We start from the raw sequence: 20,143 nt of genomic DNA, 5'->3' as shown, positions 1-20,143 counted from the left end.
CCCACTTCGGAGGAACCAATGACTTCACTTTTGAGCACCCTCACCGCTCTTTTGATGATCGCCACCCCGGCGCAGGATGCTGCCGCCGCTCAAGCAGGCGACGCCACTAAAGAAACCGCTGAGCCCAAGAAAATCACCGACCGCAACCACCCCGACTACGTACGCTGCCGCCGCGAACCCGTCATCGGCTCACGCGCGCGCTTCACAAAGCGCTGTTATACCAACCGCGAATGGGAGCAGATCGCGCAGCGCGGTAACGAGGGCACACGCGAGATTGTCGAATCTGGTCAGGCTGGCATGGTCGGCAACTGATCGCCCGCATTTGCATTTAGCATAACAAAAGCGCCCCCTTGCCTATGTGCAAGGGGGCGCTTTTTGTTTTTGCTCGCAATGGCCTTGTGCGAGGGTGATCAGCGCATCCGGGTTACATCGACCACGCCGCTTCGGCCATCAACGCGAAGTTGGTACCGCCCAAGGCTCGCCTTGCTGATCGTCACGCTCTGCCCTTCGCGCGGGTTTCGCTTCATCCGACTGACCTGCGCCTCGGCCCAGATTTGCCCATTATCGAGCGTGAAGATCCGCTTGCCGCTGCGATCATTGGCAAAGACGCCGACCACTGTGGCAGCAATCTGCCCTTCTTCGTCAAGTTCAGTGACGGCGTCAGGGCCACGCTCAGCCTCTTCGCGCTCACGGATTTGAAAATCCGAAAGGCCGAAGTTCTCAACGCTCTCCTGACGCGCAGCCGCTGCGCGCTGGGCGAGCAATTCGCCTTCCCGCGCGTAAGTCGCATCGAAACAGGCAAGCCGCTCGCTATCATCAGCAATCTCGGCGCACGGTGCATAAGGGCTTGGCCCCTCATCCTTCGCCAAAGCGGGGGTGACAGTAAGGCAAGCGATGAGCGCGGTGCCAGCGAACCAATAGCTATGATGTTCCCTCATGGGATAATCATGCGCCAATTGGCTTGCTCACGCAAGACAGCTCCTACGCCACTTCGATCTTAAGTTCGCCGTCGCCCTCGTCGATCTTAAGCGTCGAACCGTCGAGGACTTTGCCTTCGATCAGCATTTCCGCGAGCGGGTCTTGCAGATATTTCTGCACCGCACGCTTCAACGGACGCGCGCCGTAGACAGGGTCATACCCCACCCGGCCAAGCCAGCGCAGCGCTGCATCGGTCAGATCGAGCGTGATCTTGCGATCATTGAGCAGTTTCTGGACGCGGCTGACCTGGATTTCGACGATTGGCGCCATGTGTTCCATCGCTAGGCGGTGGAACAGGATGATCTCATCCAGCCGGTTGATGAATTCAGGGCGGAAATGCCCGCGCACCACATCCATCACCTTCTCCTCAACATCAGCAACCTTGCCGTCATCGGGAAGGTTCGCAAGGTGCTGCGACCCAAGGTTTGAGGTCAGAATGATCAGCGTGTTCGAGAAATCAACCTTGCGCCCTTGCCCGTCGGTCAATTGCCCATCGTCGAGCACTTGCAGGAGGACGTTGAAGACATCGGTGTGGGCCTTTTCGACTTCGTCAAACAACACCACCTGATAGGGGCGCCTGCGCACCGCTTCAGTCAGCACGCCGCCCTCGTCATAGCCGACATAGCCCGGAGGCGCACCGATCAGGCGGGCGACCGAATGCTTCTCCATGAATTCCGACATATCGATGCGGACCATCGCCTGATCATCGTCGAACAGGAATTCGGCCAATGCCTTGGTCAGCTCAGTCTTACCCACGCCCGTTGGGCCCAGGAACAGGAAGGAGCCAAGTGGACGATTGGGATCCTGCAAACCAGCGCGCGCGCGGCGGACAGCTTTGGAGACAGCTTCGATTGCCTGCACCTGTCCGATTACGCGCTTGCCAAGGATTTCTTCCATTTCAAGCAGCTTCTCGCGCTCGCCCTCCATCATCTTGTCGATGGGAATACCGGTCCAACGGCTGACGACGCTCGCGATGTCTTCCTCAGTCACTTCCTCGCGAAGAAGCGCGTTTTCGGTGAGGTCTTCGGCCTCAGCCAGCTTCTTCTCCAGCGTGGGGATCGTGCCATAGGAAAGCTCACCCGCTTTCGCGAGATCGCCTGAACGCTGGGCCTGTTCAAGTTCCAGACGCGCCGCGTCCAGTTCTTCCTTGATCTTGCCCTCGGCCTCGATCTTGTCGCGCTCATTCTGCCAGCGGGTGGTGAGTTCGGCTGATTCCTGCTCAAGCTCGGCAAGCTCCTTGCGCAAGTTCTCAAGCCGGTCCTTGGAGGCCGTGTCATCCTCCTTGGCAAGCGCCGATTCCTCGATCTTCAACTGAATGATGCGGCGGTCCAATGCCTCGATTTCTTCGGGCTTCGATTCCACTTCCATGCGAATGCGCGAGGCCGCCTCATCCATCAGATCGATGGCTTTGTCGGGCAGGAAGCGGTTTTGGATATAACGGTCCGAAAGCTTCGCCGCAGCGACAATCGCCGTATCGGTGATGCGCACCCCGTGGTGAAGCTCGTACTTGTCCTTGATCCCGCGCAGAATCGAAACCGTGTCTTCAACGGTGGGCTCTTCGATAAATACGGGCTGGAACCGGCGTTGGAGCGCAGGGTCTTTTTCGACATATTTCTGATATTCATCGAGCGTGGTTGCACCGATGCAGTGCAGCTCGCCGCGTGAGAGAGCCGGTTTCAGGAGGTTCGAGGCATCCATCGAGCCCTCAGAGGCCCCTGCCCCGATCAGTGTGTGCATTTCGTCGATGAACAGGATGATCTGGCCATCGGCGTTCTTCACTTCATCGAGGACGGATTTCAGGCGCTCTTCAAATTCGCCGCGATATTTCGCGCCTGCAATGAGCGCGCCCATATCAAGACTCATCAACGTGCGCCCCTTGAGGCTGTCGGGCACATCGCCATTGGCAATGCGCAGCGCGAGCCCTTCGGCAATCGCGGTCTTACCCGTGCCCGGCTCCCCGATCAGTGCGGGGTTGTTCTTGGTCCGGCGCGCGAGGATTTGCACCGTGCGGCGGATTTCCTCATCGCGCCCGATCACCGGATCAAGCTTGCCATCACGCGCGGCTTGGGTGAGGTCGCGGGCGAATTTCTCCATCGCATCATAATTCGCCTCGGCGTTGGCGCTGTCGGCTTTCTTGCCGCCACGAAGGTCTTCGATAGCGGAATTGAGGCTTTGCGGGGTGACGCTGGCCGCTTTCATTGCATCGCGCGTCGCGTCGGGCGCAAGGGCAAGCGCGGTGAGCAAGCGCTCGACCGTCACGTAGCTATCGCCTGCCTTATCAGCGAGCTGTTCTGCGCTGTCGAGGACACGCACGAGGTCATTGTCCATGCCCGGCGTCGATTGCGCGCCAGAGCCGGTCACCGCCGGGATTTTGGAAAGACCAATATCAACCGCGCTCACCGCAAGGCCCGCTTCCCCGCCAGCGCGCTGGATGAGGCCGGCTGCCATGCCTTCGCTGTCTTCAAGCAGCGCCTTCAAAAGGTGCAGCGGAGTGATCCGCTGATGGTTCATTCGAATTGCAACGGTCTGCGCGGCCTGGAGAAAGCCTTTTGCGCGGTCTGTAAACTTGTCGAGATTCATGCCTGTTCCCTCATGTGAATTGCCCACCCTAGATAGTGTTGCATTTTTGCAACACAAGGCCTCAAGGGCAATTTTTGTCTCGCAGGTGTGTTACTTGAGTAGGTGGGTCACAATCTGGCGCATTACAAGCCCCCTGTCTTACCGACTATCCTTGACCAAACGACACGGGCCAGCAATTGTCCCAAATCAAATTGAGAGGTCAAAGAGCGAGAGAAATGATTTGGATTAAGCGCGGTGCGTTGGGTCTAGTTGGCCTGTTACTGGTGACTTTTGTCTTTCTGGCCAGTTGGGAGCCATTCACAGCGCTCAAGAGCGAGCCACCTGAATACCGCGAATATTCCGCTGAAATCGTGCGGAGCGAATACGGCGTGCCGATGATCTATGGCGAAACTGATGCCGATGTCGCTTTCGGGGTCGCGATTGCCCATGCTGAGGATGATTTCTTCACGCTGCAGGATGTCGTTGCCATGGCAAAGGGGCGTTATGGCGCGATTGCCGGGCAAGAGGGTGCGCAGGTTGATTATGTCTATCACCTGATCGGCGCGCGCGAGACGGCAACACGCGAATATCCAAAGCTTCCCGCTGACACGCGCGCATTGTTTGATGCTTATGCAAGCGGGCTCAACCATTATGCGCAAGCGAACCCGCAGGAACTTAAGCTCGCCAATTTATTCCCGGTCAATGGAGAGGACATTGCCGCAGGCTTCGTCCTTCGCCAGCCGTTTTTCTATGGCCTTGGCAATGTCATCGGCCCTCTGGTCGCGGGCGAACCCTTGCGCAAAGAATTCGGCCCCGACATCCCCGGTTTCCCGCGCGACAATTCGCCTGCCGAACAATTGCGCAAGGAATTGGCGGGACAGGATGTGGCGGCCAATGCGCATCCCAACCTTGTTCTTCCATTGGGAGACGCTGGCGACCACCTGGGCTCAAACGCATGGGCGGTGGCACCTGACAAAACGGGTGGGCCCACGACTCTGATTTCCAATTCGCATCAACCCCTTCGCGGCGGCGTCGCATGGTATGAACTTGGCGTGCAGTCGGGCGAAGGGTGGCACTTTACCGGCGCAAACTTCCCAGGCTCCCCCTTCCCTTTCCTTGGCCATAACAAACATCTTGGCTGGACCAATACGGTCAATCGTCCCGATATGGCCGATGTCTATCGTCTTGAAATGAATGAAGCGGGCGACAGTTACAAACTCGATGATAAGTGGCATCCGCTCGAAGCCAAGGATGTGATCCTGCCTGTCAAGATGGGCCCGATAACCCTGCCGATCACGCAGACGGTTTACCGCAGCCCCCATCACGGGCCCGTTATCAAGAACGATGATGGCTTTTTCGCGATCCGTTACGGCGGCATGGAGAAGGCTGAGCAATTGGATGCCTATTACCGTCTTAACAAGACCACCACTCTCGAAGAATGGCAGGAGCAGATTGCACGCATGGCAATCCCTTCCACAAACTTCATTTACGCCGATAAGCAGGGCAATATCGCCTATGTTTACAACGCAAGCATCCCCAACAGGCCGGAGGATGTTGAGGCCAATTGGCGGGGCATCCTCGATGGTTCACGCTCCGATCTCATCTGGGAGGGGACGGTTGCCTTTGATCGCATCCCCAAACTCATCAATCCTGCTTCAGGCTGGCTCTATAATTCGAACAACGAACCCTTCACCGCCGCTGGCGAAGGCAGCGATTTGAGCCCGGAAGATTTCTCGCCCGTGCTTGGCATTGAGAGGAAGCAAACCAATCGCTCCCACCGTGCTTTCCGCTTGATGAGCGAGGCGACCCGTCTTGATCGCGAAACGCTGGAGCGGATCAAATACGACACCGCTTACGAACGTCGCGATTATGTCGATACGATGTTCACCGCGTTGGAAGCCCTGCAAATTGACGAGGACGCGAACGGCAAGCTGGCCGAGGCGCGCGAGCTTCTGCTTGGGTGGGATTTCACTGCCGATAACCAAGGCCCGGCCGATGCGCTCGCGCTTCTGATGATCCGGTCCTACATGGGCGCAGAATACAACAATACGCCCGTTCCCGACATCGAAGAGCATCTTCAAGAAGCGGTCGATCATCTGATGGAGCACTTTGGCCGGCTCGACCCGGCGATGTCGCAATTGCTGCGCCTTCGCCAAGGGGATGTGGACCTGCCTCTTGACGGTGGCTCTGACACTTTGCGCGCCTCGACAACCTGGCGCGAAGACGAAGATGGACGGCTTAGCCTCGTGCACGGCGACAGCTTTATCCAATGGGTCGAATGGCCAGCGGACGGTGGCAAGGTGGTGTCGCGCTCAATCCAGCCCTTCGGCGCTGCGACCACACGGCCCGAGAGCCCGCATTACACCGATCAAATGCAGCTGTATGTCGATCACAAATTGAAGCCTGTGCGTTTTTATGAGGACGACGTTCGGGAACACGCGGCGAGTTCAAAAGTCGTAACCAATAAGCGGGGTTAAACGGACCAAAAGCCATTTGGCCACGGTTCAGACGACTGGCCCCATCTCGCTGCCGCAACTCTCTACCCTCGAAAGGGATTTGAACCTATGAAACTGCGTCAAACTGCAACCAGCCTTGCAGCGCTTTCCATCGCAATCGCCGCCCCTGTAACGCCAGCCATCGCTGACGATCATGTTGAAGCGGCTGAAAGCCCCGGCGACCTTGAAGCTTTGGTTGCGCAGGTGCAGATCCCATACGAAGAATTCCAGCTCGACAACGGCCTTACCGTCATCGTTCACGAAGACCGCAAGGCCCCGATTGTGGGCGTCGCCGTGTGGTACAATGTCGGCTCCAAGGACGAGCCCAAAGGCCTCACCGGCTTTGCTCACCTGTTTGAACACTTGATGTTCAACGGATCGGAAAACGCGCCTAATGATTATTTCCAGTACCTTCAGGAAATGGGCGCGACCGATTACAACGGCACCACCAATTTCGACCGTACCAACTATTTCCAGACCGTCCCTCGCCCTGCCTTGGAGCGCGCGCTGTGGCTCGAAAGCGACCGCATGGGCTATCTTTTGGGAGCGGTCACGCAAGGCAAGCTCGATAACCAGATCGGCGTTGTCCAGAATGAAAAACGTCAGGGCGACAACCGTCCCGGCGGGCTTGTCTTCTACAAAATTCTCGAAACCATCTTTCCCGATGGCCACCCCTACCAACACTCAGTCATCGGCTCGATGGAAGACATCGAGGCGGCCACTCTCGATGATGTGAAGGCATGGTTCCGCGACAAATACGGCCCCAATAATGCCACCCTCGTCCTTGCCGGCGATATTTCGGCAGACGAAGCGCGCCCTCTGGTGGAGAAATACTTCGGTCCGATTGATCGCGGCCCTGTAAATACGCCCGCCGCCGCCGATGTCCCCACACTCGAAGAGCCCGTGCGCACCGTTATGCGTGACCAGGTCGCAGCGACCTCGATCAGTATGTATTGGCCAGCCCCCGGCATCACCTCTGAAGATCTCGCCGCGCTCAACATGGGCACGCAGATCCTAGGCGGGCTTCTCTCAAGCCGCCTCGATCAGATCCTCGTGCGCGATGAAGAGCTTGCGGTGAGCGTGTCTGCTGGCAATTATGACTTCCAGCGCGTGGGCCTTATCAATGTAAGCGCAACGCTGAAGGACGGGGTGGACCCGCTTGTTCTCGAAGCACGGCTTAAACAGCTTGTCGACTGGTTCGTGGAAACCGGTCCAACGCAAGCAGAGGTCCAACGTGCCGCCACCAGCGAGCTTGCTGAAACCATCCGTGGGCTTGAGCAAGTCGGCGGTTTTGGCGGCAAGGCGGTGGCTCTTGCGCGCGGCGAAGTGCTTGCAGGCGACCCCGGCTTTGCGGTCAATCAATTGGAAGTGCTGGCATCAATCACCCCTGAGACGATCACAGCCGCGATGCAGGAATGGATGACCAAGCCTGCCTTCACTCTCATCCTTGAACCGGGCGAACGCGATGCAGATTATCAGGAGGCATCAAGCGTCACCGGCGGCGGCGCGTCGACCGAGCGTGACCGGGCGAGCGAAGAGATCACCGTATCGCTCGAACGTCCGGCGCCCGAAATTACCTCGGTGCCGACGCTCGATTTCCCTGACTTCGAACGCGCCACGCTCGCCAACGGGATGCAGGTCACCTACGCCAAGCGTGATGCAGTCCCTGCGACCTATGTAACCATGTCGTTCAACGCTGGCAGCGCATCGGACCCTGCGGATATGCGTGGGCTCGAAGGGCTGGCATTGAACCTGTTTGACCAAGGCACTGAGACGCTCACCGCGCAGCAAATCGCCGAAGAAAGCGAGCGGCTTGGCCTCTCCATATCGGTTGGCGGCGGATCGGACCGATCAAGCTTCACGCTTTCGGCCCTGTCTGACAATCTTGCGCCCTCGCTCGATCTTCTTGCTGACATCATCAAGAACCCTGCGTTCAATGATGGCGATATTGCCCGCGTCAAGGCGCAGACCACCACCAGCATTCGCCAGCAAATGCGCTCGCCCGGAGGGATCGCACAGCGCGCCGCCGGGATTGAGCTGTTCGGCGAAACCTCGCCTTACGGCGGCGTTGAAACCATCGAAAGCGTCGAGGCGATAACACGCGCGGATCTGACCGGGTTCAAGGACCGCTGGATCAGGCCGGACAATGGCGAAGTGTTCGTCGTCTCCAGCCTGCCTTTGGAAACCATCGTCGCTGAGCTCAACGCAGCCTTTGGCGATTGGCAAGCGCCAGAAAGCGCCAAGGGCGTGAAGGACTTCAGCACCCTGCCAACCGAAAGAGATGGCGGGCGCATCGTCCTCATCAACCGCCCCAATTCGCCGCAAAGCTTCATCTACGGCGCGCAAGTGACCCCGCTTGATGCAAGCGATCCGGCCTTCGTCGATTTTGAAAACGCCAACAATTCACTTGGCGGCAATTTCCTTGCACGGCTCAATATGAACCTGCGCGAGACAAAGGGGTGGAGCTATGGCGTGCGCGGCGGCCCCTCGGCGCGCGAGAACGCGGTTGTTTACGCCATCGGCGGCGGAGTGCAGGCGGACAAGACCGGCCCTGCGGTCGCTGAAATGATCCGCGAGACGAGCGAGTTTTTGACCACTAATGGCGTCACGGACGAAGAACTGAAACGCAATGTCGCCAATGAAATCGGCCTTCTTCCCGGCCAGTTTGAAACGTCGCGCTCAGTATTGGGCGCGATGCAGCAACTCGCGCTTTTTGATCGGCCAGATAACTATTATGAAGAGCTGGTCGCCAAATACGAGGCGCAGACCACTGAGAGCCTTGATGCAGCCGCAAGGGCCGCGCTCAAAATTGAGGACTTCGTTTGGGTCGTTGTGGGCGATGCTGAGCAGGTAACGCCGCAATTGGAAGAGCTCGGCCTGCCGATTGAAACGCGCGAAATGGAAGGGGCCGACCTTTCCGAATAAGCCTCGCGTTCACGTGACGTTACGTCGCCGTAACGGCAGGCCTTGAGGGCGCGCGTTCGCTTTCAACCGCGCGCAGGATTGCGGTTGAAAGCGGCGAATTGACGTGTACAACTTGGACCCAAGCCAAATGGCCGGGACGGTCTTGGCCGACGATTTGAATAACGACCCACGGGCGTATAACAGGAGAGACGATCATGTCTGTTTCAGGTACTTTCGACACCACAGTGAAAAGCCCGATGGGCGACCAGTCCGGCAAACTCACCATCGAAGACAATGGCGATGGCACCTTCAAAGGCCAGATGTCAGGCGGCCTTGGCTCAATGGACATCGATAACGGCACCGTTGATGGCAACACCGTCAAATGGTCGATGAACATGACCGTGCCAATGCCCATGACACTCGATTGCGAAGCAACCGTGGACGGCGATGCGATCACCGGCACTGTGAACGCTGGCGCATTTGGCGCAATGCCACTGTCAGGCGTGCGCGTTTAAGCGTAGCGGCCACAAACGGCACAAAAAACCCGCCGGAGCGAGATTGCTCCGGCGGGCTTTTGTTTGTCCGGCTAAGTGCCTTTTAAAGCGTTGCGCTCGCCATGATCGCTTCCACTTCTGCACGATCACGCTCAAAGAAATAGGTCGATGGCGCGGTAAACGCGACGAGGAAGAGCTCCCCGCCAACCATTGTACCAACACCCAAACCTTTGCGTAAAAGCGGGCTGCCCTCGACCGAATACTGAAACTCAAACTTCACCGCATCGTAGCCTGCAAGCTTGCCCGGCTCGACCGAAGTCATCTCAAACACCGAAGTGTTCAAGACAAGCCGGGTTGAGCTTTCATAAAACTCTGGAATCTCAGTGAGGTCGAGATCCTTCGACAACTGGGGCAGAGGACGATCTTTCTTCTGGCTGTCCTTATAAAGCGTCTTACCCGCTGGCAGTCCCCCGATGAAGTACAGCTCGTTCAGGTTCACCCCGTCCTTGGTCCATGTCTCACTTTCTTTGACAGGGCGGCTGGTCCAACGGTTCCAATTCGATGGTGGAGTGACCTCCAGATTGCTTTTTGCAACCGTCACGGCTTCAGTCTGTTCGATCAGTTTCCAGCCCGCCAAAGCTGGCGAACTCGGCATAACCACCAGCATTGCTGCCAGTAGTGCGACCACTGGTTTTTTCATCAATTCCCTCCTGCTAACATCAATATCATCCCACGATCAGGTGCATCGGGGACGCGGGTTAGGTATTCGCGAAAATCGTCCCTAGCCTCTTGGTTACGATCCAATTTACGCAAAGCGTAGCCCCGCCCGCGCCAGATTTCCGGTAGCTCACCGCCGCGCTCAATCGCGTCGGTGTAATAGGTGACGGCCTGTTCAAAATCGCCCGCCTCGCCACGCTTGCGATGAAGCTCTGCGCGGGCATACGTCAGCCACGGGGTCCAGCCATTGGTCGCGCCCATACGCTCGATCAGGAATTCGCTGCCTCCGTGATCGTTGCGTTTCAATTGGTCGTCGAGAAACCTGGGCCACCACTCAGCCATCGCTTTGCGGTATTCTGCCGCCCCCGTATGGTCTGGTAGTTCGGTGCCCAGTTCAGCAATGGCTTCGTTGAGATAGTTGACCCGCGCCTGACTTTTGGGGTGAGTTGCGCCCATGGTGGCTCTGGTCGAACGCCGTTTTTTCTTGCGCCCGCGCGCCTCGCGCGTTGCGTCATCCTCGCTCAGAATCTGTTCCCATATCAGCGGGGATTGCCGTGGATCATATCCTGCATTCCTGATGTAATAGAGCCCGTCGAGATCGGCCTCCTCCTCCATCTCGCGCGAGAATTGGTAGATCGATGCCTCAACGCCGATTGCAAAGAGCAAGCCCACACCCGTCAGCGCAAGCCAGGCCGCAGTGCTGCTCTTGTTCTTTGCTTCGACAAACAATTGCACCGAATGGCGGCGTTTGAAGTGTGAAAATTCGTGCCCCAGAACCGTTGCCAATTGCGCCTCGTTCTGAGCGCGCAGCATCAGGCCCGACCAAACGGTCATCACACCGTTGGGAGCCATCGTCGCATTGAATTGCGGTGAACGCAGGATGTAGAGGCGAACGTGAGCGCATTCGGGTCCAACCGTGCGACACAATACGTCGCGCACGTATTGATTGAGCTCTGGATCATCAATCACCTGATTGGATTTTTTCAGCTCGCGCTCATACTCATCCATGCGCTGCCACAAACTGCGCTCAAGATCGTCTTGAGGCTCAAACGCAGGCAAGGTGGCTTGGGGTGTGGCAAGGGTCGCCCCTGCATTCAGGCTACCACCAATATTTGCCACCGCAGCTTCGCCAGACACCGCCTGATCACGCTCGGTATCTTGCGCCAACACCGGTGATGAAAAAGCGTGACCTGCAAACGCAAGCGCAGCGCCAAGCGCTAGCGGCGATAAGGCGTGATTAAGTCGCATGGAATTGGGACGCATTGACTTGTTGCTATTCAGGCTGAGGGCCAAAGCACTCAATCGACCTCAGCAAACCCGTCGCGAAGCGGGAAACCTTCCATTAATTGACGAACACGCTTTTCTGCGCCGTCAACCTCGCGCGGGTCGCCGCCGATCGAAAGGTCGGTGTTGAACCACACGATATTGCCCGTCTCAAGCTCAACAAGCCCGGCATAGCCCACATGAACACCCGAAGCGATTGTCACGCAAACGCCAATAATACAGCCGAGCATCCCGGCAACCTGCGCGGCTTTCCGCCCGCTGTCGCCATAGGCATCGTTGGAAAAGACAAACATGGCATAATCAGCGCCAGTTGCTTCCTTCAACTGAGCCGTGCCCGGGCCAAGTGTCCAATCGAGCTTCTGCACTTCGCGGTTTCTGGTCCGGCCATTGCGGGTGACGGGCACACGCTCGGTTTTCGTCGCAAGCTTGTCGCCGACGGTCACGTGAGTAAAGATAGAGCTCGACACCGCTTCAAAAAGGCCCCGGTATTCGGTGAGCAGTTCCGCGTCCTCGCCTTCGAGTTCATCGATGAAGGTGAGGTCAGCGTTAAGCGCAGAGGCGCGCTCGACCATCTTTGCTTGAATGTTGGCGCGCGCGGTTTCGGTCCACTCGGCATTGGGCTCTACCAGCCCGCTCACCTTCTGGGAGCCAACAGACACATCCGGGCGAAATACGACGATTTTCATCGTGCCATCGTCCGGGAATGTGAAGTCTGCCCGCGTAATGTCATCCGCCGCAGCCGGCGTCGACAAGGCAACCGCGCTAGCGCTCACAAGGGCAAGTAGCCCCTTCTTAAAAGGTGGTTTTTTCATAGATGCGTCCCCTCCGTTATGGCTGCGACCTTAATCGGCTTTCTTCCGATCACAACAGGTTTTGTTAGTTTTCTAACAGTTTGGAGATTGGAGACTTGGGAACGGTCGAATTTCTTAGGGCTGACCCGGCTTTATCAGTTCAAACTTCATCAAAAGCGTGGCTTGCGAGCCTGAAAAATTGTCGTCGCTGACGATGTAGAGGAAGGTTCGCGCCTGTTCGCCCTCCCCCTCTTCGCGCACCGCAAGGCCTTCGAAATTGTCGAGGGTCAGCGGGGGCAGGAAGGTCGCGATTTCGCGGCGCGTGCCATCGGGCGCGTAGGCGACCACGGCAGCGGTGTTGCCTTGCGCGGGGGAGTAGCTGCGGAAGAGGATGAACAACGTTCCATCAGATGAGACATCAGCATCCGTGGGTACAGCGCCTCGGCGGGCAATTTGCGCCGGGGGCGAAACGCCAAAGGGTTGAGGTTCTTTCCCTTGTACCAAGCGAACACAATTGGGCTCCTCGATTGTTGCAGCTCGCTCGGCGCACATCACGAGATCGCGTTCATCACCAGCCATCGCTTCAATGCCAGCGTTATCTTCGAGTGGCCCCAAAATCGCGGCCGGGTCAATCCCGGTGGGCTCAGGCCTGTTCAGGAAATGGCTTGGATAGGTCCATATCCGGTGATCGCGTTCAAAGCTGACAAACCAACCGCCATCGGCCCTGCGCGTAAGGCTTTCGCTGTCGCCGCGCGCCTTACCCGTCAGCCACTCACCATCGCGATCAAACAGCATCCCGCTGGCAACTTTCTCAAGCCCAGTGAGTGTACCGCTCTCTTCAGCTGGCGTGATTTCAATCCTGCGCGCGTCGTCGGTAAGCGCAATCAACCGCCCGTTTTCGGCATCCCAGCGAAGCCCGGAAAGGCCGCCGATGTTGCTATCCATGCGCGGGATGTCGAGGCCGCCGAGGTACTTAAGATCCCCCACCCTATCGAGCGACGGGTCTTCCTCAGACAGCGGCACCTGTATGAGCTCAGTCCCGTCGCGCGCGAAGGGATCGTGGAGGTAGATGTAGGCGCCCACCAGAAGCGCTGCGACAAAGAACGGACCCCATAGAGCGATCCGCATCACCCTCATCAGGCAAGTTTATCCTTCAGGATCTGATTCACCACTTGCGGGTTCGCCTTGCCCTGCATCGCTTTCATGGTCTGGCCCACAAAGAAGCCGAAGAGCTTGTCTTTACCGCCTTTGTACTGCTCGACCTTATCCTGATTGTTGGCAAGGATGTCGTCGATCGCCGCCTCAATCGCGCCGGTGTCTGACACTTGCTTTAGGCCTTCAGTGTCAGCGATTTCATCGGGCTCTCGACCTTCTTTCAGGACGATTTCGAAGATTTCCTTGGCCTGTGAACCGCTGATTTCCGACTTGTCCTGCATCGCGAGGATGGCCGCCTGACGCTCTGCGGTGGCGTTGGCGACATTGGCCTCCTCACCGATGGACTTGATCACACCGGGAGCCACCGAAAGCGCCCAGTTGGCAACCTGCGTGGCGACCTCAGCATCGCTTTTGCCGGTGGCCTTGGTGGTTGCCTCAAGCAAGTTTTCAAATCGCGCGAATGTCTCAACCTCGTGGGTCAACTCGCGCGCATTGTAGGGCGTGAGGCCAAGCTCGGTTTCATAGCGCACGCGCTTGGCATCGGGCAATTCCGGCAGGCTCGCGCGGCACTCTTCGAGGAAATCATCCTCAAGCACCAGCGGCAGCAGATCGGGGTCGGGGAAGTAGCGGTAATCATGCGCGTCTTCTTTTGAGCGCATGGTGCGCGTGGTGCCGGTTGCGACATCGAACAGGCGCGTTTCCTGATCGACCGTGCCGCCGCTTTCGAGCACATCGACCTGACGGTTCGCTTCATATTCAATCACCTGCATGACGAAGCGGACCGAGTTCACGTTCTTCGTTTCGGTGCGGGTGCCGAACTCTTCGCCGGGTTTGCGCACCGAGACATTGACATCCGCGCGCATCGAGCCTTCTTCCATATTGCCATCGCATGAGCCGACATACCGCAGGATCGAACGCAGTTTGCGGACATAGGCCCCAGCCTCGGCGGGCGAGCGCATATCGGGCCGCGAGACGATCTCCATCAGGGCAACACCTGAGCGATTGAGGTCGACATAGGACATGGTCGGGTGCTGATCGTGCATCAGCTTGCCCGCATCCTGCTCGACGTGGATACGCTCGATCCCGATCACCTTGTCTTCGGGGATGCCGTGCTTCTCATCGGCCTCGATCAGGAGCTGCCCCTCACCCACGATGGGGTGGTAAAGCTGGCTAATCTGATAACCTTGCGGCAAGTCAGCGTAGAAGTAGTTCTTGCGGTCGAAGCGCGAGTATTTGTTGATCTCAGCCTCGATCGCCATGCCAGTGCGCACCGCTTGGCGGATGCACTCTCTATTGGGCACAGGCAGCATTCCGGGCATCGCCGCATCGACGAGGCTCACCTGGCTATTGGGCTCTGCGCCAAAGGCGGTGGAGGCACCGGAAAAAAGCTTGGCGTTGGAGGTCACCTGCGCGTGGACTTCAAGGCCGATCACGACCTCCCATTCGCCGGTTGCGCCCTGGATGCGGTATGTACTCATATCTCTAACTCGTCATTCCGGCGAAGGCCGGAATCCAGTTCCGGGTCTCGCTCTGTGTCACTCTGGATCCCGGCCTTCGCCGGGATGACGGGGTTGGGTTGCTTACCCTCTAGCTTATCCTCAATGGCCTTCCCATCGGGGCCAAAGCGCGCTTCGCCATGGTCGATGGTCTTGGAAAGGAACATCACCACCCCGCCGATCACGGCAAAGGCGATGAGGAAGATCATCACGAAGGTCGCGGTAAAGCTCATGCAGGCTCTTTCGCCTCCAGCAGCTTCGCCTCCACCGCCTTCAATTCGGCGCGCACGACATTGTCGAATTTGCGCGTACCTGTGATGTTGATTTCTTCGAGGAATAGCACGCTGAAGCTGCGGTATTCGGGATAATTCGCAAGCTCACGCACGGTCGCGGCAAACAGCGGACCATTGCGCACGGTCTGCGTCTTGGGGTCGAGCTGGTTGTGGAGCCCCTGAAGCAGCGCGGCGTAGGCGAAGAAGCGCTTGTTGGGCTCCTCAGTGCGCACAGCCCTCGCCCGGTCGCGGAAGGCGAAAGCGAAAACCCATGCCGGGATCACAAAGCCCAGCGCTAGGATTGCGATAAGAGCGATTTCAAATGGGGTCATCGACACCCTCCTGCGCGGGACTGGGCTTCGCGTCCGTTTTGCGAGCGCCCGCTTTAGGCCAGAATCCTTCAAACAGGGGGTCCGAAGCTCCAAAGACCTTACCCACAAGATTTGCGAATATGGGCAGAGCGATGATTACCCCAGCGATGAAGACGAAGGCTGACGTGTTTATGTAAAAAACTCGCGGATCTCGAGTGTACGACTCCCAAAGTTGGAAGGCGCACCAGCACCCCCAAACGACAAATGCGATTTGAGAGAGTCGTTCTCTCACCACCACCGCTCCGGCGCGTGGGTGAAGCCTGCGCGCTCTTGGATGGCGAGGCCTGCGTTCAGCACCATCTGCTCATCAAACGCTTTGCCCACGAGTTGCAGACCCAGCGGAAGACCGTCGGGGTTGAGGCCCGCGGGCACGCTCATCGCTGGTAGACCCGCAAGCGAAGCGGGCACTGCGAAGACGTCGTTCAAATACATCGTCAGCGGGTCTTCATTGAGCGAGCCCAATGGGAAGCTGGCGGTCGGCGTTGTGGGCGCAAGGATAAGGTCGCACTTCGCAAACGCCTCTTCGTAATCGCGCGCGACGAGGGCGCGGACCTTCTGCGCCTGATTGTAGTACGCATCGTAGAAGCCAGCCGACAGCACATAGGTGCCGATTAGGATACGGCGTTTGACTTCATCGCCAAAGCCAGCAGCACGAGTCTCGGCGTACATATCTTGCAGGCCTGCCCCATCGGGCAGATCGCGCAGGCCATAGCGCACGCCGTCATAGCGCGCGAGGTTCGACGAGGCCTCGGCAGGCGCGATGATGTAGTAGGCGGGAAGCGCGTATTTCGTATGCGGCAGCGAGATGTCGACGATCTGAGCGCCCGCATCCTTCAGCCACGCCTTGCCCTGCTCCCATGAATCGAGGATCGCCTGGTCGGTGCCTTCCATGCGGTATTCGGTCGGGATGCCAACCTTCTTGCCGCTAAGGTCAGACGACAAAGCCGCTTCCCAATCGGGCACGTCCATTTGGAGTGAGGTCGCATCCTTTGGATCGAACCCTGCCATTGCGCCCAGCATGATCGCGCAATCTTCGACCGAGCGCGCCATCGGCCCTGCTTGATCAAGCGAGCTGGCAAACGCCACCACGCCCCAGCGCGAGCAACGGCCATAGGTTGGCTTGATCCCGCAAATGCCGGTGAAGGCGGCGGGTTGGCGGATCGAGCCGCCGGTGTCGGTGCCGGTTGCCGCTGGCGCAATGCGCGCGGCGACGGCGGAGGACGAACCACCCGAAGAACCACCGGGCGACATTGCGGCATTGCTGCCTTCCTTGCGCCATGGGCTGTTCACATTGCCGAAATAGGATGTCTCGTTGGACGACCCCATCGCAAACTGGTCGAGGTTGAGCTTGCCGAGCATCCCCGCGCCCGCGTTCCACAGATTTTGCGAAACGGTGCTCTCGTACTGGGGTTTGAACCCTTCGAGGATATGGCTCGCCGCAGTGGTCTGCACATCGTGGGTTGCGAACAGGTCTTTCATGCCAATCGGCACGCCGCCCATTGCGCCCAGATCCTCACCCGCCGCGCGCTTAGCGTCGACCTTGTCCGCTGCGTCCAGCGCTGCGTCAGGAGTGGTGACGATAAAGGCGTTCAGCTCCGCCGCTTCAGCGACAGCCGTGTTAAACGCCTCTGCCACTTCGCGCGCGGTAAAATCGCCCGCCTTCACGCCGTCGCGGATTTCTTTTACGCCAAGATTTGTAAGTTCAGTCATATCTCTAGTGAGTCCCCGCGAAGGCGGGGACCTGGTGCCGCGCGCGCCTTGCTAAGTTGATGGAGGTCCCCGCCTTCGCGGGGACTCGCTCTGGGTCGATAAAGATCACTCAATCACCTTAGGCACGCCGAAAAAGCCATGTTCCGCAGCAGGCGCATTGGCGAGCACATCATCGCGCTTGCCACCAGCGGTCAGCGGGTCAGCATCGACCACATCTTCGCGCAGGCGAAGCGTGTTGGCGATCACCGCAGTCATCGGCTCAACACCGGTCACATCGACTTCGCCCAATTGCTCGACCCAATTGAGGATATTGTTCAGCTCCGGCACCATTCGCTCAAGCTCTTCATCGCCCATTTTGATGCGCGCAAGGCCAGCGATTTTCGCCACGGTTTGTTTATCTACAGACATGAATTTCGCTTAGCGCCCACCGGGGGGCGCTTCAAGCATGAGTTGACTGCAAATCGGTAGTTTTAATCGCTTACCTAAACGCGCCGCTTGCAGGCTTTCCATCGATGTAAAGCTGCTGACCTGTAAAGGGACGCAGTTCCACTACCGAATCCGCATCAAATTCGGGCACTTCATAGGGCTTACGATTGTCCAATTGCGCATGGCGAATGGTGGCGATGGATATGTCGTTATCCGCCTCATTATAGACCAGCATTTCAGGATCGCGGCCCGATGAAAGTAGCGCCATAATCGGGCGATCATTCTCAACTGCCAATTGCACGACACGGCACTGATCAGCGCAATGATAGGGCCGTGATTGCAGGAAAGTCCTGACAGCCAAACGCACCGCATCGCTTTCAACTTCGATCAAGGCCGAGTTTACCGCGGTTGTTTCGGGTCGGTTGCGCTGGCGATAGGCGTATCGGTTTTCCGCATTTTTCACGGCCAGCGCCAGCTCTGCGATTTTAGGATCATCGCTCTTGACCAAAGTATCCAGAGCCTCCCGCCCTGCCTCGCCAAAGTCCCAGCGCAGCGCTGCATAGTCGAACTCCTCCACGCTCACCGCGCCCGATTGCAGCCGCGCGAGTTGGTTGGAGGCGGAGAGCGCGCCAAAGTTGAAAACCGGCATGGCGAGCAAAAGCGCCACTCCGGTAACAATCACCGCCAGATGCAGGTTTGATTGACGCAAGTAATCTCGCCACCCCTCAAGCCGGCCACGGATGGCAGAGGTGAAATAGGCAGCGCCGTAAGTCACCGCTACCGCAATGGCGATGAGCGACCAGATGCGCTCAGGGCTAAGGCCGTGCTGAGCAATGCGGGTTCCCATCGAAATCGCTGCCATGACCGATAATGGCAAAATGCCGAGCGCCAGCACAAAACCCGCCACGCGAAGTACGCGCGATTGGCCCATGTCGGCATCATCGTCGCGCACAACCGCATTGGCGAGGACAAAGCACCCCACCGCCACTGACAACAGCAGCGGGGTCGCGCTTTTGGTTGCTTCCCAAAGGACATCGATCCCCGACACCAGAACGGCGATCAGGAAAAGCACCAGCGCCACGGCAAGCGGCACGGCAAGGATCGAAAGCACCAATAAGACCACGTTTTGCAGCGTGCCGATGATCTTCAACTGATTGCGCAGGACGCCAAGCGCAGCACCGAAGGTGACGCCTGAAAACATCCAGCCAAACGCCTCTTCATCGATCAGGTCTTTGAGAAGGTCGATCTGGATCGCGGAGAAAAGCTCTGCGAGAATAGCGATGAGTGCCCAGGAAAGCCCAACGAAGGCAAGCGCGCCTGCTCCTGTGATCGCATCGGTCCAGACGTGAAAATGGGTTTCTTTATAGCTGGTTCGCCAACGCAGTTTGTGAAAGCTGGATTGGAACAATGGCACGGACAGAGTTGTCGCCAATACGCCCGCTGCGACCCAGAATTCCTCGTCGGAATACCGATCCCCCGCAGCCGTCGCCCGCCAAGCTATCCCTGCCATCACAAGGCCGACAATCGCGGAGAAGATGACAGACGGCTGCCAGCTCTCCTTGCTTAAGGTGAAAGCAGCAGCGAGCGGGCCGAACACCACGAAGGCGGCCAAGGCAGCGCGCCAGGGTTCATCGTGCGCGCCATCGGTGAAAATATGGACAAACAGGCCCGCAACACCAAGGAGCGCGGCAAGCACCCAAGGCCGCTCGCGCCAATCCTCAATTGCCGCGCCGCCCTGCGCTGCAGCGTGTTCTACGCCATCACCAATAGCCATCGCATCCCTCCCTCTTAAGGAGAGATGCGCTAACTCAGTTGAACCGATGATGAAAGATGCGAAGCCCGTCAGGGCTGCGGTGCGCCTTATTGTGGACCTTGAGGTGGCCCCTGTGGCGCACCTTGTGGCGCACCCTCGCCGCCGCCCATTTGCGATTGCATTGCTCGTTGCAGGATCGAAAGGTTCCGGTCGAATGTTTCGCGGTCCATGAAATCGATCACTTCGATCTCAAACACCAGATCAGCATTCGCAGGGATCGGCGAGCCGGGAGGCGGCTCTGCACCGTAAGCTTGCTCTGCCGGGATATACAGTTCGTACTTGCCGCCCTTTTGCATCTGCTGGAGGCCTTCGTAAAAGCCATCAATCGTGGCGCCCGGTTCAATCGGGAACGGGCTGCCTTCGGGGAAGATGCCTTCGACCGGAAGCGGGATGTCTTGTGATTCGTCGAAAACCTCGCCCGTGCTGGCCAGCGAGCCCTTGTACTTCACGAACACCATATCACCCTCTTGCGGGGTTGGTCCCTCACCAGCAACCAGCGTATCGAGGCTAAACCCTTTAGGCACTGCGGCAAAGGCAAGGCCAGCGCCGATCAGAACAGCGACAAGAACGCCAAGCCAGATTTTGGTGAGCGAGCCCTTGGCAATGGGGCGGATTGGTACGCGGGTGACTTCGGTCATGTGTGATCCCAATTGTTGTGCACTGTCCCGGGCGCTGCGA

At 58.2% G+C, this 20,143-nt stretch carries 17 protein-coding genes; 4 read left to right on the top strand and 13 right to left on the bottom strand.

Annotated features, from left to right (window positions below):
• Positions 1–18 precede the first annotated feature (18 nt).
• Entirely contained in the window at positions 19–312 is a 294-nt protein-coding gene (locus tag INR77_RS05295; protein ID WP_223072904.1) for a hypothetical protein, read from the top strand.
• Between the two features lie 98 nt (positions 313–410).
• Here INR77_RS05295 and INR77_RS05290 read toward each other — a convergent pair whose 3' ends face one another.
• Together INR77_RS05290 and clpB are read right to left on the bottom strand one after the other, a co-directional pair.
• The gene (locus INR77_RS05290; RefSeq protein ID WP_223072903.1) at positions 411–938 is read right to left on the bottom strand and encodes a hypothetical protein; all 528 of its coding nucleotides are present in this window, start codon (positions 936–938) and stop codon (positions 411–413) included.
• Between the two features lie 43 nt (positions 939–981).
• Positions 982–3,558 (bottom strand): ATP-dependent chaperone ClpB, encoded by a 2,577-nt coding sequence (gene clpB, locus INR77_RS05285; RefSeq protein ID WP_223072902.1) that lies wholly within the window; start codon positions 3,556–3,558, stop codon positions 982–984.
• A 215-nt stretch (positions 3,559–3,773) separates the two neighbouring features.
• On the opposite strand from clpB, the gene INR77_RS05280 reads away from it, so the two are divergent.
• The 3 genes from INR77_RS05280 (at position 3,774) to INR77_RS05270 (ending at position 9,451) form a co-directional block, all read left to right on the top strand.
• A complete protein-coding gene (locus INR77_RS05280; protein WP_223072901.1) occupies positions 3,774–6,014 on the top strand; it encodes an acylase in 2,241 nt (746 codons plus the stop codon).
• A gap of 87 nt (positions 6,015–6,101) precedes the next feature.
• Entirely contained in the window at positions 6,102–8,957 is a 2,856-nt protein-coding gene (locus tag INR77_RS05275; RefSeq protein ID WP_223072900.1) for a pitrilysin family protein, read from the top strand.
• 194 nt (positions 8,958–9,151) lie between these two features.
• Positions 9,152–9,451, top strand: a complete 300-nt coding sequence (locus INR77_RS05270) for a hypothetical protein (RefSeq protein ID WP_223072899.1) — start codon at positions 9,152–9,154, stop codon at positions 9,449–9,451.
• A gap of 82 nt (positions 9,452–9,533) precedes the next feature.
• Here the strand turns inward: INR77_RS05270 and INR77_RS05265 are convergent, their stop codons facing one another.
• The 11 genes from INR77_RS05265 to INR77_RS05215 all read right to left on the bottom strand — a co-directional run bounded on the left by INR77_RS05265 (position 9,534) and on the right by INR77_RS05215 (position 20,103).
• Positions 9,534–10,130 (bottom strand): hypothetical protein, encoded by a 597-nt coding sequence (locus INR77_RS05265; protein ID WP_223072898.1) that lies wholly within the window; start codon positions 10,128–10,130, stop codon positions 9,534–9,536.
• Complete coding sequence (locus INR77_RS05260) at positions 10,130–11,395, bottom strand: M48 family metallopeptidase (protein WP_223072897.1); 1,266 nt, start codon at positions 11,393–11,395, stop codon at positions 10,130–10,132. Before INR77_RS05260 ends, INR77_RS05265 begins: the two co-directional genes overlap by 1 nt.
• 50 nt (positions 11,396–11,445) lie before the next feature.
• Positions 11,446–12,243: a hypothetical protein gene (locus INR77_RS05255; RefSeq protein ID WP_223072896.1), complete on the bottom strand. Its 798-nt coding sequence runs from the start codon at positions 12,241–12,243 to the stop codon at positions 11,446–11,448.
• Between the two features lie 114 nt (positions 12,244–12,357).
• Positions 12,358–13,359, bottom strand: a complete 1,002-nt coding sequence (locus tag INR77_RS05250; RefSeq protein ID WP_223072895.1) for an esterase-like activity of phytase family protein — start codon at positions 13,357–13,359, stop codon at positions 12,358–12,360.
• Entirely contained in the window at positions 13,359–14,855 is a 1,497-nt protein-coding gene (gatB, locus tag INR77_RS05245) for an Asp-tRNA(Asn)/Glu-tRNA(Gln) amidotransferase subunit GatB (RefSeq protein WP_223072894.1), read from the bottom strand. Before gatB ends, INR77_RS05250 begins: the two co-directional genes overlap by 1 nt.
• A complete protein-coding gene (locus INR77_RS05240; protein WP_223072893.1) occupies positions 14,852–15,106 on the bottom strand; it encodes a hypothetical protein in 255 nt (84 codons plus the stop codon). Before INR77_RS05240 ends, gatB begins: the two co-directional genes overlap by 4 nt.
• Positions 15,103–15,477, bottom strand: coding sequence for a hypothetical protein (locus INR77_RS05235; RefSeq protein ID WP_223072892.1), 375 nt, complete (start codon positions 15,475–15,477; stop codon positions 15,103–15,105). Before INR77_RS05235 ends, INR77_RS05240 begins: the two co-directional genes overlap by 4 nt.
• A gap of 267 nt (positions 15,478–15,744) precedes the next feature.
• Positions 15,745–17,226, bottom strand: a complete 1,482-nt coding sequence (gatA, locus tag INR77_RS05230; RefSeq protein WP_223072891.1) for an Asp-tRNA(Asn)/Glu-tRNA(Gln) amidotransferase subunit GatA — start codon at positions 17,224–17,226, stop codon at positions 15,745–15,747.
• Positions 17,227–17,331: 105 nt separating this feature from the next.
• On the bottom strand, positions 17,332–17,634 hold the full coding sequence (gatC, locus tag INR77_RS05225; protein WP_223072890.1) for an Asp-tRNA(Asn)/Glu-tRNA(Gln) amidotransferase subunit GatC: 303 nt from the start codon (positions 17,632–17,634) through the stop codon (positions 17,332–17,334).
• Between the two features lie 70 nt (positions 17,635–17,704).
• Positions 17,705–19,426 (bottom strand): DUF4153 domain-containing protein, encoded by a 1,722-nt coding sequence (locus tag INR77_RS05220; RefSeq protein ID WP_223072889.1) that lies wholly within the window; start codon positions 19,424–19,426, stop codon positions 17,705–17,707.
• 86 nt (positions 19,427–19,512) lie between these two features.
• Positions 19,513–20,103 (bottom strand): FKBP-type peptidyl-prolyl cis-trans isomerase, encoded by a 591-nt coding sequence (locus tag INR77_RS05215; protein WP_223072888.1) that lies wholly within the window; start codon positions 20,101–20,103, stop codon positions 19,513–19,515.
• Positions 20,104–20,143 lie beyond the last annotated feature (40 nt).

This window comes from Erythrobacter sp. SCSIO 43205 (assembly GCF_019904235.1).
In the GTDB taxonomy this organism is placed as follows: Bacteria; Pseudomonadota; Alphaproteobacteria; order Sphingomonadales; family Sphingomonadaceae; genus Erythrobacter.
The sequence above is the reverse complement of the archived record's forward strand: the minus strand, read 5'-3'. Positions and strand labels throughout refer to the sequence as shown.

Coding starts and splice junctions, on each gene's coding strand:
- INR77_RS05220 (WP_223072889.1), bottom strand. CDS start 19,426: ATGGCTATTGGTGATGGCGTAGAACACGCTGCAGCGCAGGGCGGCGCG.
- gatA (WP_223072891.1), bottom strand. CDS start 17,226: ATGACTGAACTTACAAATCTTGGCGTAAAAGAAATCCGCGACGGCGTG.
- INR77_RS05270 (WP_223072899.1), top strand. CDS start 9,152: ATGTCTGTTTCAGGTACTTTCGACACCACAGTGAAAAGCCCGATGGGC.
- INR77_RS05240 (WP_223072893.1), bottom strand. CDS start 15,106: ATGAGCTTTACCGCGACCTTCGTGATGATCTTCCTCATCGCCTTTGCC.
- INR77_RS05260 (WP_223072897.1), bottom strand. CDS start 11,395: ATGCGACTTAATCACGCCTTATCGCCGCTAGCGCTTGGCGCTGCGCTT.
- gatB (WP_223072894.1), bottom strand. CDS start 14,855: ATGAGTACATACCGCATCCAGGGCGCAACCGGCGAATGGGAGGTCGTG.
- INR77_RS05215 (WP_223072888.1), bottom strand. CDS start 20,103: ATGACCGAAGTCACCCGCGTACCAATCCGCCCCATTGCCAAGGGCTCG.
- INR77_RS05280 (WP_223072901.1), top strand. CDS start 3,774: ATGATTTGGATTAAGCGCGGTGCGTTGGGTCTAGTTGGCCTGTTACTG.
- INR77_RS05275 (WP_223072900.1), top strand. CDS start 6,102: ATGAAACTGCGTCAAACTGCAACCAGCCTTGCAGCGCTTTCCATCGCA.
- INR77_RS05250 (WP_223072895.1), bottom strand. CDS start 13,359: ATGAGGGTGATGCGGATCGCTCTATGGGGTCCGTTCTTTGTCGCAGCG.
- INR77_RS05255 (WP_223072896.1), bottom strand. CDS start 12,243: ATGAAAAAACCACCTTTTAAGAAGGGGCTACTTGCCCTTGTGAGCGCT.
- INR77_RS05265 (WP_223072898.1), bottom strand. CDS start 10,130: ATGAAAAAACCAGTGGTCGCACTACTGGCAGCAATGCTGGTGGTTATG.
- INR77_RS05295 (WP_223072904.1), top strand. CDS start 19: ATGACTTCACTTTTGAGCACCCTCACCGCTCTTTTGATGATCGCCACC.
- clpB (WP_223072902.1), bottom strand. CDS start 3,558: ATGAATCTCGACAAGTTTACAGACCGCGCAAAAGGCTTTCTCCAGGCC.
- gatC (WP_223072890.1), bottom strand. CDS start 17,634: ATGTCTGTAGATAAACAAACCGTGGCGAAAATCGCTGGCCTTGCGCGC.
- INR77_RS05235 (WP_223072892.1), bottom strand. CDS start 15,477: ATGACCCCATTTGAAATCGCTCTTATCGCAATCCTAGCGCTGGGCTTT.
- INR77_RS05290 (WP_223072903.1), bottom strand. CDS start 938: ATGAGGGAACATCATAGCTATTGGTTCGCTGGCACCGCGCTCATCGCT.